Consider the following 14,130-nt stretch of genomic DNA (forward strand, 5'->3'; position numbering starts at 1 on the left):
GTGAGGGCCCCTTCGCGGGCAAGCCTCGCTCCTACAGGTTCTTGTAGGAGCGAGGCTTGCCCGCGAAGGCGTCAGTAAAGCCATCGGCAAAAAAAAGGGGCGACTATGACAGTCGCCCCTTTTTTTGCCCGGCATTTACCCATTCACGCCAGGTCCACCAAAACAATCTCACTGTCTTCAATGGCCGTCACGCGCAACACCTGCTCATCAGCCACCGCAACACCATCTCGAGCTTGTGCTCGCAAGCCATTGACTTCAATCGCGCCCGTCGCCGGAACCAGGTAAGCACGGCGGCCATTGTCCAGACGATACTCCGCAGACTCGCCAGCCTTCAGGTTTGCCGCAACCAGGCGTGCATCCGCACGGATCCGCAGGCTTTGATCGTCGCCGGCCTTGCCGCTGGCCAGGGTCACAAAGCCTTCACGTTGGCCTTTAGGGAACGGTTTTGCGCCCCAGGACGGTGCCAGGCCTGTTTCGTTCGGGATGATCCAGATCTGGAAGATCCTGGTTTCAGTCGCTTCCAGGTTGTACTCACTGTGAGCGATCCCGGTGCCGGCGCTCATGACCTGCACGTCGCCTGCTTCGGTGCGGCCCTTGTTACCGAGGTTGTCCTCGTGGGTAATCGCACCTTCACGGACATACGTGATGATTTCCATGTCCCGGTGCGGGTGTTTCGGGAATCCGGTACCCGAGGCGATCACGTCGTCGTTCCACACCCGAAGGTTGCCCCAGTTCATGCGTTCAGGGTCGTAGTATTCGGCGAACGAAAAGTGGTGATGAGCATCCAGCCAGCCATGGTGGGCGCCGCCCAGGGAGTTGAAGGGTCTGAGTTCGAGCATGATCGTCTCCTGAAAAGGGTGGTGAATGGCGAGCATCATCTATCAGGCACTGATCGATAAAAAGCGTAAAAAATGCCTCAATACAATCGAATAAACTGATATCAAATCACCTCGAAACATTCTCATCCAGCCTTCACTTCATCGCATAAGCCAATGACCTGTAAGCATTTCACTAGAACTGAACGGCAAATGCAGACACCATAGCCCTCAACAGCCTCACACCCTGGAGTCAGCCCGCGTGCCGCATCACACCCCCGATCTTCCTCCTGAACTTCGTCCCTTGGCCGAGATGCCGCTGCTCAAGCGCCTGGCCGCCCGATTTTTTGGCCATGGGCTGACGCGTCTGCGCGCACAACATCGGGCGTCATGGCTGCATGGCCAGGCAGACGGTTTTCGCAGCGGTCACAGCGCCGGGGTGGATTACGGCTATAAGGAAGGCAAGCTCGAAGGGTTGGAGGAAGGTCGGCAGGTGTTGCTGATTCGTGACTCGCGCGCCACCGAACACCGGCCCCCCAACGTCGATGACAACCTGTTCGACGACTGGCGCCTGCCATTGAGCGCCGAGCTGAAGAAGCGCATGAAGGCCGATGTCGCTCGTTTGCTCGCGCCGCACGCTCAACCCAGCGCCGCGCAGTGGAAAATGATCTTCAGCGACACGCCATCGACGTCGGTCATCGCCGGCGCGGGGGCGGGCAAGTCGACCACCCTGGTGCTGCGCATTTTGTTGCTTACCCACTATCTGGGCTTTGAGCTGAGCTCAATGACCGTCGTGACCTTTACGCGGGAGTCGCGCAAGGACTTCATCAACAAACTGATCGAGATGTTTGCGCTCTGGGGGCGGCCGCTCGGTTTCAAGGAAGCGCGGGACCTGGTGCGCACCTTCCATTCGCGAATCCTGCCCATGGTGCGCAGCCTGCCGGGCTTCGAGCGGCTGCAAGCGTTTGAAAACCTCAGCAACCGTGTACAAGGCGCTGATGATGAGGCCGATAGCAATCCTTTCGATTTGCGCATCAACGACGCCCAGCGTCAGCAGCTCAACGCCTGCTATCACAACCTGCACACGCGTGATGAGCGCTTTCGCGAACTGATCAAGCCGTTGTCGCGCCATGCCTTGCAGCTCAAGGAGCTGGAGCGCGATCACCCGGACGTGCAAAAACGCATGGCCGTGACTGAGCTGGCCGCCAAGCGTGATGAAGAGCTGTGCGACTTGATTGAAGATCTGTGGTTTCGCGCAGGTGCCTGGCCCATCAAAGGCATCGAGCCCAATCGCCAGTCGTTTGATATCAACGGCTCGACCTTTCATTGCCATGGCTATATCCCGAGTCTGGATGCGTGGGTCGTGCTGGGTTTCGATCCTCGGGAAAACCCGCAGGTCAGCCGCCCGAATGCCAAGCTCAGCGTCCGTGCGGAATGGGCGGTAAAGCGAACCCTGTTTCAAGCTTTCTGTCGTAAGCCTTTGATATGGCTGGATAGTTATGACGCTTCAAAGCGTGTTTTGGCGTCCCTTGCGGGCGATGCCAGCGCCGGGCCGGGGTTCGATTACAAGGTCAAGGGCGAGCTCGGTTCCGCGCCGTTGCTGGACTGTTTTGTCGCGGCAGCCGGGTTCATCGAAAACCTTGGCCTGGATGTTCCGAATGCCGTGGGCCAGATGAGCTTCGCCAAGGACGACCCGGACCGGTTTTTCTTCGAGGCCTTGAGCCTGTTCTGGCGAGCCCTGGAAGATCATCTGCTGGATCAGAAGCCACCGGTGATGACCTACAACCGCATGTTCGCCTTGTTCAGCGAGCATTCCCCGGAAAACCAGAAGCTGTTGAGCGATGAACTGCTGCGACCGCTGTCGCACCTGATGATCGACGAGTTTCAGGACGTATCGCCGCAGATTGTTTCCTGGATTCGCGCCAGCCTCGCCGAGATTCGCAGTCGTGGCCCGGCCATGCACGTGGGGCGCGGCGCTCAGCGTTCGTCGCTGCTGTGCGTGGGCGATGACTGGCAGTCCATTTATGGATGGCGCGGCAGTTCGCCGACGTATTTCATGGACTTCAACAAGGAGTTCCCTTCGCCGAGCACGACCAAGGTCATGCTCAGCGACAACTATCGCAGCCATCAACACATCATCGATGCCGCCGAACACATCGTACGCGCCGCGCCGGCCATCGCCGGCAAGAAGGCCAAGGCCAGTGGCGAGTCGAAAGCACTGCTGCCAGTCAACGTGCTCGATCGGGATGATCAAGGCTTGGCCAAGCGGTTGATGGAGCACTACAGGCAGGGCGATACAATCTTGATGCTTTATCGAAAAAGCAGCGATAAGTCATTGATAGAAGAGCATATTCAGTCTGTGGTTAATGTGGATTCTAGCTTGCCGTACGAGTCACGACGACTGAAGCAGTTGACCTATCACAGCGCCAAGGGCCTTCAGGCCGACGCGGTGTTTCTGCTGGGAGACTGCCAGCACCTGACCAGCTCGCCTTACAAGAATCAGGTTTACCGCATGGCGGGTCTGGGCAAGGCTGGTGACAACGAAGCTTACGATAACGCGCAAAAAGACGAGATTCTGCGACTGGCCTATGTCGGCATCACCCGGGCGGTCAGCCATTGCTACTGGTATGTCGATGGCCAGGACACCCAGGCGGCGAACATGCCCAAGGCTTCCGACCGGATCGGCAAGGGCAAGGCGTTTTTTGCCGATCACCGGAGCAAGACATCGGCGTAAACCCGTACTCACAAAAAAGCCCACAAGATGTGGGCTTTTTATTAGGGCAATTGCGCTTCAACCTTCAGGCATAACTCCTGAGGGCCACCGGAGGAATGAAAGAATCGAGCTCATCCTCCACCGCTTCGATGATTCGTTCTACGTCCGCTGCGTTCATGACAGTGGCGCATGGAATGCCGGCAATGGCGATCATGGTCTCGCCCGTGGCACGGTCAAAAAGACGGGCAATCATGCTGCCCGGCGCGTCCATGCTCGCCTCAAAACCCATGGGATGAAAATGCCAGCGCATCAGCTGGCAGGCGTTTGGAAAGGTGACTTTACTGAACCCTTTATTCATATGTTGCCCGCCTGATTCATCGAGCGCTTCCGTTAGCTCATGTTAGGAGGGAAGAGCCTTCATTGGCTCAACCGTTGACTGTCTTTAAAAGTAGCATCCGCATGTGAAAATAATGTGGATTTTTCAGGCCGATTGGCAATTGGTTGCTTTTTTTTGATTCGGGTCAAAGCGCTGTGACCTTTCAGCAAAAGGCCAGTACTGCTTGCTCATTGAAGCCGGTGCGGAATTTCGGCAAGCTCGCCTTTTTCTCGTCGAGTCCTTTATGCATGCCGATGATGATGGTCCGCTGCAAACCCAGGCCACGAGCGAGACGGTCATGCGCTATCACCTGCGCTGGAAGCACCGCGACCTGGACGGTGTCATGGCGTTGTATCACCCGGACATCCAGTACAGCGACTTCTTCCAGAACCGCGTGATGGGGCTGGACGAATTGCGCGAGTACGTGCGCAGCAGCATGCCGCGCGATCCGGATGAAGCACTGGAACACTCGGACCGCATCCGTCTGGACGGCAACACCGCGTTCATTCAGTACCGCATTACCCTGCGCGGCGGTGAAGGGTTGGTGTCATTTCGGGCCAGCGAGGCGATTACCGTGCGCGACGGTCTGATCTGGCGAGTCAACGAATACGCCTCGCTGGTGCATGAGCAGCCCGTCAGCAAAACCGCAAACAGTGCACGCCCGGCCGTCAGCCGGCTCGGGTTGTCGCCGCGTCAGCTGAGTTTCATGGCGCAAGACCTGCAACAGTACTTCCAGCACCAGCAACCCTATCTGGACCCGGAGCTCGACCTGCAACGGGTGGCGAAGGCGTGCGGGTACAGCCGCAATCAGATGTCCTATCTGCTGAACCAGGTGCTGGGCCAGAGTTTCTACCGCTACGTTAACCAGGCGCGCTTGCAACATGTGCTCGCCGCGCTGGAAAACGCCGCGCCGCCACTGCGTATCGACGATCTGGCGTTTGCCGCCGGCTTCAATTCGCTCTCGGCGTTCTATAGCTGTTTCCGCCAGCACACCGGTCTGTCGCCCAAGGCCTACGTCAAACAAATTTCTTTGCGTGCACGCGCGCAAGACAGCCTCTGAGCCCACGCACTAGGATCAACGCCATCGAAGTTTGAGTGGCGGAGTCTTGCATGCCGGCGTGGCGCACTATCAGTTTGTGGATGGATCAACTCGACGAGCCGTTGTTGGCGCGTCCGGCGCTGGAACACGATCTTGACGTCGACGTCGCCATCATCGGCGCGGGGTACACCGGGCTCTGGACCGCGTACTACCTCAAGCGCCTGGCACCGGGCCTGAACATTGCCATCGTTGAAGCGCAAACCGCCGGTTTTGGCGCCTCCGGGCGTAATGGCGGCTGGTTGATGGGCAACCTCCTGGGCGAAGACCGCTTGCTCGCCGATTTACCGGCCGAGCGGCGGCGGGCGTCGTATGACCTGCTGCACAGCATTCCCGATGAAGTTGAAGTTGTCCTCGAACGTGAAGGCATCGCCTGCGATTACCGTAAAGGCGGGGCGCTGTATTGCGCGGCGCGGTATCCGGAACAGGAAACCAGCCTGCGACAGTATCTGGACAAGCTGTATCGCCAGGGCCTGACGGAAAGCCATTACCGCTGGCTCAGCCCCGAGCAGTTGGCGCAACAGATCCGAATCGCCAAGCCTTATGGCGGTATCTATGCACCGCACGTGGCGACCCTGCACCCGGCAAAGTTGGTGCGAGGTCTGGCCCGGACGGTCGAACGCATGGGCGTCAGGATTTACGAAAACAGTCCGGTCACCCACTGGCAATCGGGCAGCCTGCGCACGGCGAAGGCCATGGTGAGCAGCCGCTGGATCGTTCCGGCGGTAGAAGGGTACGCGACCACGCTGCCTCCGCTGGGGCGCTATCAGTTGCCGGTGCAAAGCCTGATCGTCGCCACCGAACCACTGTCCGTCGCCACTTGGGACGAAATCGGCCTGAGCCACGGGCAGGCGTTCGGCGAAAGCAGTCGCCAGGTCACTTACGGTCAGCGTACGGCGGATAACCGCCTGGTGTTCGGCGCGCGGGGCGGCTATCAGTTTGCCGGCAAGCTGCGCCATGACTTCGACCTGACCGCCAGTGAAGTCGACTTGCGGCGTTACCTGTTCGGCGAACTTTTCCCGCAACTCAAGAACGTACGTATTACCCATGGCTGGGGCGGCAACCTCGGCATGTCCCGGCGGTTCAAGCCGCACATGTTGTGCGATCAAGCGAGCGGCATTGCGATTTCCGGCGGTTATGGCGGGGAGGGCGTTGGTGCCAGCAACCTGGGTGGACGGACCTTGGCCGACTTGATCCTGCAACGCGATACCGAGCTGGTTCGCCAGCCATGGGTCATCCCTCAGGGCGGTCTCGATGCACTGAAGCCCTGGGAACCGGAACCCTGCCGCTGGCTCGGCTACAACGCGATCATCCGCAGCTTCGTCCATGAAGACCAGACCCTGGCCAACCCGGCTACCGCGCCTTGGCGACGCAAACTGGCCAGTGGGGTCGCCGGGTTCATGGAAGGTTTCATGCAGTAATCGGCGCTTTCTCCATAGACAGGTACTCCCATGGGCATCACGCAGTTCAAGAACACCGCAACCCTGAAGCTGGACGAATCAAACCCGGTCGCCGTGCCATTGGGAACTCCCGTGGCGGTGGCGTCCACCACCAGCGTCGAACGCGATGACGGTGTCGAAACCGGCGTCTGGGAATGCACCCCCGGCCGTTGGCGTCGGCAGATCGTGGCCCAGGAATTCTGTCATTTCATCCAGGGGCGCTGCACCTTCACTCCGGATGACGGTGAAACCCTTCACATAGAAGCCGGCGACGCACTGATGTTGCCAGCCAACAGCCTCGGTATCTGGGACATCCAGGAAACCGTACGCAAGACCTACGTTTTGATTTTTTGATCCTCTGATTGCCTGCCAACAAAAACTCACACAGGAATCCACTCATGATCCGAAAGACCCTGGCACTCGCTCCCCTGGCGCTCTTCGTGAGCCTCAGTCACGCCGCCGACACCGTGAAGATCTACAACTGGTCGGACTACATCGCCCCGGACACCACCAAAGACTTTCAGAAAGAAACCGGCATCGGCTTCAGCTATGACGTGTACGACAGCAACGAAACCCTCGACGGCAAGTTGATGACCGGCAAATCCGGTTACGACGTGGTGTTCCCGTCCAACCACTTCATGGCCCGGCAGATTGAGGGCGGGGCGCTGAAGAAGCTCGACAAGAATCAGTTGCCGAACTGGAAGAACCTCAACCCGGTACTGCTCAAAGCCCTGCAAACCAACGACCCGGGCAACGAGCACGGCTTCCCGTACCTGTGGGGCAGCACCGGTATCGGCTACAACATTGCCAAGGTCAAAGCGGTGTTGGGTGATAACGCGCCGGTGGATTCCTGGGACCTGATCTTCAAACCCGAAAACATGGAAAAACTGCAGAAGTGCGGTGTGGCCATCCTCGACAACGGGCCTGAACTGCTGCCGGCCGCGCTGAACTACCTGGGCTTGCCGCATCACAGCAAGAACCCGGAAGACTACAAGAAGGCTGAAGCGCTGCTGATGAAAGTCCGGCCTTACGTCAGCTATTTCCACTCGTCCAAGTACACCAGCGACCTCGCCAACGGCGATATCTGCGTGGCGGTCGGTTTCTCCGGCGATATCCTGCAGGCCGAAAACCGCGCCAGGGAAGCCAAGAACGGCGTGGACATCGGCTATGCGATTCCCAAGGAAGGCGCGGCCATCTGGTTCGACATGGTCGCCATGCCCGCCGACGCCCCGGACGAAAAAGCCGGCTACGCCTTCATGGACTACCTGTTGCGCCCGGCCGTCATGGCCAGCATCAGTAACTACGTGCACTACGCCAATGGCAACGAACAGGCTGACAGCCTGATCGACCCGGCAATCAAGAACGACACCAAGGTTTATCCGAGCCCGGAAATGATGGGAAAACTGTTCGCGCTGGAAGCGATGCCGCTGAACATCGACCGGATTCGGACGCGGGTGTGGAACAAGATTCGCACGGGCAGCTGACAGGTTGCACCAACGCATCGGGACAGGATGTTCCGTTGCGCAATCAGCCGACCGGCTCGACCGTGCAACTCATTTGCCCTGAGCCGGGTATCTGGAACAAGGCATCGCTGCCGTTCTGCAAGAAGCTGTAGCTCCCCCGGTAATCCTTGCCGTTGAATTGGGTTGCGGAATCATTTGGCACCTGGATAAGGGTGGCAGAGGTATTCGCCCATTTCAGGTACACGACACGCGGCTCGACATTGAAGTAAGTGACGGCAATCAGCGCGTTGAGCCCGGTGCAACGAAAGGCTACCGGGCCGTCGGTGAGCCTGCTCGGGTCCTTGGTTCGTGCAATCACCGAGCCTTGGCGAAGCTGATGCGCACGCTCGGCATAACTGCGGATCGTGCAGGCCTTGGGTTCCGCCTCGGCAGAGCAGCGATTGCGGGCGTCTACCCAGAACCGTTGTTCGATCTCGACTTTGTCAGGCCGCGGCACGGAATGATCGTCTGTGAGCGCGAGGCGATAGAGGCGCGTCAGCTCAATGTCCATCTGCTTCAGTTGTGGGGTGCGGCAGATCAGCTTCTCGATGGCAGCGCTGGCCCTGGCGCAGTCGAAGCTGGTTGCCAGGACCGTAGAAGTCCCGGCATTCGCGCACAGGCTCGTTGCCGCACATGCACTGGCGGTAATGAGCCTGACCCACAAGGGCGTGACCCTTTTCATCTCGGCTTCACCCGGATCATTTCATAAGGCCCGCGAAGAAACTTAACCCGGTATTCAGTGTGGTCTCATTCTTCGAAAAGTCTAATTTTTACCCATGGAAGTGCGCGAATCAAAACGCCAATAGTCGGACAATTTTGATCCTGGCAACTTACCTTTATTTAATATTTAAATTGTCGATTGTCCGACAATAACGCTGGCTCACTATTTTAAATACACCGACGTCTAATCGCGCCTATTGTTTTCGGGCATATTCTGAAGTGCGCAAACTTGACGCCAAAAAAGTAGTGGACGATTGATTTCAAATTGTGTCAGTTTTCTTTCGCCTTCATTGGGCGAGTGATAGGACGATCTCGCCAGAGATTGTTGCTATCTAAAAAAACTGTTCCATAGCAAAACAAGGAAGTGTGTTTATGTCGAAAGTAAAAGACAGCGTTATTGATTCCGCTGAACAGGCATTCCAGCCATTTCAAGCCTTGGCGGCTCCCAGTTCTGCGTTCAACCAGATCAATAGTTTCAGCCATCAATATGACCGTGGCGGCAATCTGACGGTCAATGGCAAACCCTCGTTTTCCGTCGATCAGGCAGCCACCCAATTGCTGCGCGACGGAGCTGCCTACCAGGACAAGGACGGCAGCGGCAAAATCGAACTGACCTACACGTTCCTGACCTCGGCCTCGTCGAGCACCATGAACAAGCACGGGATTACCGGGTTCAGTCAGTTCAGTGCCCAGCAGAAAGGCCAGACCGTGCTCGCCCTGCAATCCTGGGCCGACGTCGCCAATGTCACCTTCACGGAAAAGGCCACCGGCGGCGACGGCCACATGACCTTCGGCAACTACAGCGGCGGCCAGGACGGCGCAGCGGCATTCGCTTATTTGCCTGGCACGGGCGCAGGTTACGACGGGACTTCCTGGTACCTGATCAACAGCAGCTACACGCCCAACAAGACCCCGGACCTGAACAACTACGGCCGGCAAACCCTGACCCACGAAATCGGGCACACCCTTGGTCTGGCTCACCCCGGCGACTACAACGCCGGTGAAGGCGCACCGACCTACAACGACGCGTCCTACGGGCAAGACACCCGCGGCTACAGCGTCATGAGTTACTGGAGTGAAAGCAACACCAGCCAGAACTTCAGCAAGGGCGGCGTCGAAGCTTATGCGTCGGGCCCGTTGATCGACGATATCGCGGCCATCCAGAAACTCTACGGCGCCAACACCACCACCCGCACCGGTGACACCACTTACGGCTTCAACTCCAACACCGGTCGCGATTTCCTGAGCGCATCTTCGTCGGCGGACAAGGTCGTGTTTTCGGTGTGGGATGCGGGCGGCAAGGACACCCTGGATTTCTCCGGGTTTACCCAAAACCAGAAGATCAACCTCAATGAGACCTCGTTCTCCGACGTTGGCGGCCTGGTGGGTAACGTGTCCATCGCCAAGGGCGTCACCGTCGAAAACGCCATTGGCGGTTCGGGCAATGATTTGCTGATCGGTAACGGCGTCTCCAACGAGCTGAAGGGCGGTGCCGGCAACGACATCCTTTACGGCGCGGGCGGTGCGGATAAGTTGTGGGGCGGCGCCGGTTCGGACACCTTCGTGTTCGCCGCCAGCAGCGACTCCAAACCGGGTGCAGTCGACCAGATCCTCGATTTTGTCAGCGGCCTCGACAAGATCGACCTGACCGGCATCACCAACGGTGCAGGCCTGCATTTCGTGAGCGCATTCACGGGTGCGGCGGGCGATGCCGTGCTGACGACCTCCGGTGGTAACAGCCTGCTGTCGGTGGATTTCTCCGGGCATGGCGTGGCGGACTTCCTGGTCAGCACCGTCGGCCAGGCGGCGTACTCGGACATCGTGGCCTGATACAAGGCAAAAGGAGGGCGGCGCCGATGCGCCGCCCTTTGTCACTTGAGCCACGAACCTGAGTGAAACGCCTATGATTTGTAACGCTTTTACCTGCAAAACAAACGTGTGGCTGTTAGCCGCGCTCATGATGTTTTTTGGAGATGTAGCCATGGCAAGCAGCCTGAAGTTGGCAGACCCGTCGGAGCTGGCGGGAAAATGGCGGGTGACGCAGCAAGACAACTCGTCGATCGTTTGCCCCCTCGAATTCAAAGCCAACCAGACATTGGGCGACGGCACCGAGTGCCTCGTCGAATGGCTGGAGGAACAACCGGTCGGCTGGTTCCCTGAGCCCGACGGCATCGCGCTCACCGGCAAGGAAGGGTCGAAGATTGTGTTTTTCAGTCGTCAGCGCGACGGGCTGTATCGAGGCACTTCAAAGTCCGGGCTGATCATAATACTTGAGCACCCGCTTGATTAATCGAGAGGCGCCAAGTTGTTATTAAAGTGTAAGTAACGACCTCGTCAGGCAGGCGAGGGATAACACCTCAGGAAGAGCCCATGAAGATGGCGAATAACCCGGTTTCCACGCCGTTAATAAGGGCGCTGGGTGATTACAAGAGCATTCTGATCAGCGTCGGTTGTTTTACGGCGCTAATCAACATTCTGATGTTAGTGCCCTCTATTTATATGCTCCAGGTCTATGATCGGGTGCTGTCATCGCAAAATGAAACCACGCTGGCCATGTTGTCGCTGATGGTCGTGGGGTTCTTTGCGTTTATCGGCTTGCTGGAGATTATTCGCAGTTTTATCGTCATTCGTATCGGCAGCCAACTGGAGCGCCGCTTCAACCTGCGGGTTTATCAGGCCGCTTTCGAGCGCAATTTGTTCAGGGGCGAAGGCACCGCCGGGCAGTCGCTGGGGGATTTGACTCACATTCGCCAGTTCGTGACCGGCCCGGCGCTGTTCGCCTTCTTCGATGCCCCCTGGTTCCCGGTGTACTTGCTCGTGATCTATCTGTTCAACGTCTGGCTCGGCGTGTTTGCCACGGCGGGCGCGGTAGTGCTGATCGGGCTGGCGTGCCTCAATGAGGCCATGACCAAAAAGCCTTTGGGAGAAGCGGCGGTTTTCTCCCAAAAATCCAGCCAGATGGCCACCAGTCACCTGCATAACGCTGAAACCATTCAAGCCATGGGCATGCTCAGCGCCTTGCGTCATCGCTGGTTCCAGGTGCATTCGCGTTTCCTCGGCCAGCAGAACAAGGCCAGCGACACCGGCGCGGTAATCAGCTCCCTGAGCAAAACCTTGCGTCTGTGCCTGCAATCCCTCGTATTGGGGCTGGGCGCGCTGCTGGTGATCAAGGGCGACATGACCGCCGGGATGATGATTGCCGGTTCGATCCTGATGGGCCGCGTCCTGAGCCCCATCGATCAATTGATCGCGGTCTGGAAACAGTGGAGCGGCGCCAAACTCGCTTACCGCCGTCTCGATGCGTTGCTGCAAGCCTTCCCGCCGGCCGACGACGTCATGGCGCTGCCGGCACCAAAGGGCCACATCCGTTTCGAACAGGTCAGCGCCGGTCCTCCCGGGCAGCGTGGTGCGACGTTGCACCTGGTCAATTTCAGTCTCGATGCCGGCGAAGTGCTCGGCGTGCTGGGTGCTTCGGGTTCCGGCAAGTCGACCCTGGCCCGAGTGCTGGTCGGCGTCTGGCCGACCCTTGGTGGCACGGTGCGCCTCGACGGTGCCGATATCCATCGCTGGAATCGCGACGAACTCGGTCCCTACATCGGTTATCTGCCGCAAGACATCGAACTGTTCAGCGGCAGCATCGCGCAAAACATCGCCCGGTTCCGTGAGGCTGATCCGCAAACCGTCGTCGCCGCCGCGCAACAGGCGGGTGTGCATGAACTGATCCTGCGCATGCCTCAGGGTTACGACACGCTGCTCGGCGAGGACGGCAGTGGCTTGTCCGGCGGTCAGAAGCAGCGCGTGGCACTGGCACGTGCCTTGTACGGCAAGCCGAGCCTGGTGGTGCTGGACGAACCGAACTCCAACCTCGACACCGTGGGTGAAGCGGCGCTGGCCAGTGCCATCGCGCACATGAAGGCCCAGGGCACCAGCGTGATCCTGGTGACTCACCGCTCTTCGGCGCTGGCCCAGGCAGACAAGTTGCTGGTGCTCAACGACGGTCGTTTGCAAGCGTTCGGCCCGAGCCAGGACGTGCTCAAGGCGCTTTCCGGCGCCCAGGAACAAAAGCCTGCGCAGGCACCGGGTGGGCTGAGCATGAGCCGGCAGTATCAGCCCTCGACAAGGAATTCGGGTGTATGAGCAACCTCAGCGAAGCCAACATGGAACACGACTACATCGCCGAACGCCCCGAGCGCGATGCGCGGTTTTTTGCGCGCATGGGCTGGATTCTGGCCATCGTCGGCGCCGGCAGTTTCTTCACTTGGGCCAGTCTCGCGCCGCTCGACCAAGGCATTCCGGTGCAAGGCACCGTGGTGGTCTCGGGCAAGCGCAAAGCGGTGCAATCGATGAGCAGCGGGGTGGTCAGCCGGATTCTGGTGCGCGAGGGGCAAGCGGTGAAGCTGGGTCAGCCGCTGTTTCAACTCGACCAGACGCAAGTCGCCGCCGACGTGCAATCCCTGCAAGCGCAATACCGCATGGCCTGGGCCAGCCTGGCGCGCTGGCAAAGCGAACGGGACAACCTCAAACAAGTGAGTTTTCCCGCCGAACTGAGCAACCATCCCGACCCGCGTCTGGCGCTGGTACTGGAAGGCCAGCGGCAGTTGTTCAGCAGCCGCCGTGAAGCGTTTTCCCGCGAGCAGGCTGCCTTGCGCGCCAGCATCGAAGGCACTGGCGCGCAACTGGCCGGCATGCGCCGCGCACGCTCGGACTTGACCGCCCAGGCCAGTTCCCTGCAACAGCAACTGAGCAATCTTCAGCCGCTGGCGGACAACGGCTACATCCCGCGCAATCGGCTGATGGAGTACCAGCGCCAACTGTCGCAGGTGCAACAACAATTGGCAGAAAACACCGGCGAAAGCGGCCGGGTGGAGCAGGGCATCCTCGAATCGCGGCTGAAACTGCAACAACACATCGAGGAGTACCAGAAAGAAGTCCGCACCCAGCTGGCCGACGCACAGCTCAAAAGCGTGACGCTGGAGGAGCAACTGACCTCCGCCGGTTTCGACTTGCAGCACAGCGAAATCATCGCCACCGCCGACGGCATCGCGGTCAACCTCGGGGTGCATACCGAAGGTGCGGTGGTGCGCCAGGGCGAAACCCTGCTGGAAATCGTTCCGCAGGGCACTCGCCTGGAAGTGGAAGGGCATCTGCCGATCAACCTGATCGACAAGGTCGGTACGCACTTGCCGGTGGACATTTTGTTCACCGCGTTCAACCAGAGCCGCACGCCACGGGTTCCCGGCGAAGTCAGCCTGATTTCCGCCGACCAGATGGTCGATGAGAAAACCGGCGCTCCGTATTACGTACTGCGCAGCAGCGTCAGCGAACACGCCATGGAAAAACTCAACGGCCTGGTGATCAAGCCCGGCATGCCCGCGGAAATGTTCGTGCGCACTGGCGAGCGTTCGCTCCTCAACTATCTGTTCAAGCCGCTGCTCGACCGGGCAGGTTCCGCGTTGACCGAGGAATAAG

The 14,130-nt window shown here is 59.1% G+C and carries 12 protein-coding genes; 9 read left to right on the forward strand and 3 right to left on the reverse strand.

Going from position 1 to position 14,130, the window contains the following annotated elements; translation table 11 throughout:
- Positions 1-143: 143 nt before the first annotated feature.
- Positions 144-839 (reverse strand): pirin family protein, encoded by a 696-nt coding sequence (locus tag PMI32_RS22415; RefSeq protein ID WP_008026298.1) that lies wholly within the window; start codon positions 837-839, stop codon positions 144-146.
- A gap of 238 nt (positions 840-1,077) precedes the next feature.
- On the opposite strand from PMI32_RS22415, the gene PMI32_RS22410 reads away from it, so the two are divergent.
- On the forward strand, positions 1,078-3,549 hold the full coding sequence (locus PMI32_RS22410) for a UvrD-helicase domain-containing protein (protein WP_008026299.1): 2,472 nt from the start codon (positions 1,078-1,080) through the stop codon (positions 3,547-3,549).
- A gap of 64 nt (positions 3,550-3,613) precedes the next feature.
- On the opposite strand, the gene PMI32_RS22405 is transcribed toward PMI32_RS22410, so the two are convergent.
- On the reverse strand, positions 3,614-3,886 hold the full coding sequence (locus tag PMI32_RS22405) for a DUF1652 domain-containing protein (protein WP_008026301.1): 273 nt from the start codon (positions 3,884-3,886) through the stop codon (positions 3,614-3,616).
- Positions 3,887-4,148: 262 nt separating this feature from the next.
- Here PMI32_RS22405 and PMI32_RS22400 point away from each other — a divergent pair, with 262 nt between their 5' ends.
- Genes PMI32_RS22400 through PMI32_RS22385 form a run of 4 tightly spaced genes read left to right on the forward strand, consistent with a single transcriptional unit; the run spans position 4,149 to position 7,923 of the window.
- On the forward strand, positions 4,149-4,964 hold the full coding sequence (locus tag PMI32_RS22400; RefSeq protein WP_008026304.1) for a helix-turn-helix transcriptional regulator: 816 nt from the start codon (positions 4,149-4,151) through the stop codon (positions 4,962-4,964).
- A 50-nt stretch (positions 4,965-5,014) separates the two neighbouring features.
- The gene (locus tag PMI32_RS22395; RefSeq protein ID WP_008026308.1) at positions 5,015-6,421 is read left to right on the forward strand and encodes an NAD(P)/FAD-dependent oxidoreductase; all 1,407 of its coding nucleotides are present in this window, start codon (positions 5,015-5,017) and stop codon (positions 6,419-6,421) included.
- A gap of 30 nt (positions 6,422-6,451) precedes the next feature.
- Positions 6,452-6,793: a cupin domain-containing protein gene (locus PMI32_RS22390; RefSeq protein ID WP_008026311.1), complete on the forward strand. Its 342-nt coding sequence runs from the start codon at positions 6,452-6,454 to the stop codon at positions 6,791-6,793.
- A gap of 44 nt (positions 6,794-6,837) precedes the next feature.
- On the forward strand, positions 6,838-7,923 hold the full coding sequence (locus tag PMI32_RS22385; RefSeq protein WP_008026313.1) for a polyamine ABC transporter substrate-binding protein: 1,086 nt from the start codon (positions 6,838-6,840) through the stop codon (positions 7,921-7,923).
- 43 nt (positions 7,924-7,966) lie between these two features.
- On the opposite strand, the gene PMI32_RS22380 is transcribed toward PMI32_RS22385, so the two are convergent.
- Positions 7,967-8,623 (reverse strand): lysozyme inhibitor LprI family protein, encoded by a 657-nt coding sequence (locus PMI32_RS22380; protein WP_032828617.1) that lies wholly within the window; start codon positions 8,621-8,623, stop codon positions 7,967-7,969.
- Positions 8,624-9,033: 410 nt separating this feature from the next.
- On the opposite strand from PMI32_RS22380, the gene PMI32_RS22375 reads away from it, so the two are divergent.
- The 4 genes from PMI32_RS22375 (at position 9,034) to PMI32_RS22365 (ending at position 14,129) form a co-directional block, all read left to right on the forward strand.
- A complete protein-coding gene (locus tag PMI32_RS22375) occupies positions 9,034-10,491 on the forward strand; it encodes a serralysin family metalloprotease (RefSeq protein WP_008026316.1) in 1,458 nt (485 codons plus the stop codon).
- A gap of 73 nt (positions 10,492-10,564) precedes the next feature.
- Complete coding sequence (locus PMI32_RS0128700; RefSeq protein WP_032828618.1) at positions 10,565-10,951, forward strand: AprI/Inh family metalloprotease inhibitor; 387 nt, start codon at positions 10,565-10,567, stop codon at positions 10,949-10,951.
- Between the two features lie 80 nt (positions 10,952-11,031).
- On the forward strand, positions 11,032-12,798 hold the full coding sequence (locus PMI32_RS22370; RefSeq protein WP_008026320.1) for a type I secretion system permease/ATPase: 1,767 nt from the start codon (positions 11,032-11,034) through the stop codon (positions 12,796-12,798).
- Positions 12,795-14,129 carry an HlyD family type I secretion periplasmic adaptor subunit gene (locus PMI32_RS22365; RefSeq protein ID WP_008026322.1) on the forward strand — a complete coding sequence of 445 codons (1,335 nt, stop codon included), beginning with the start codon at positions 12,795-12,797 and terminating at the stop codon, positions 14,127-14,129. The genes PMI32_RS22370 and PMI32_RS22365 overlap by 4 nt, the downstream gene beginning before the upstream one ends.
- Position 14,130 lies beyond the last annotated feature (1 nt).

The sequence above is a fragment of the Pseudomonas sp. GM60 genome (assembly GCF_000282415.1).
GTDB lineage: Bacteria > Pseudomonadota > Gammaproteobacteria > Pseudomonadales > Pseudomonadaceae > Aquipseudomonas > Aquipseudomonas migulae.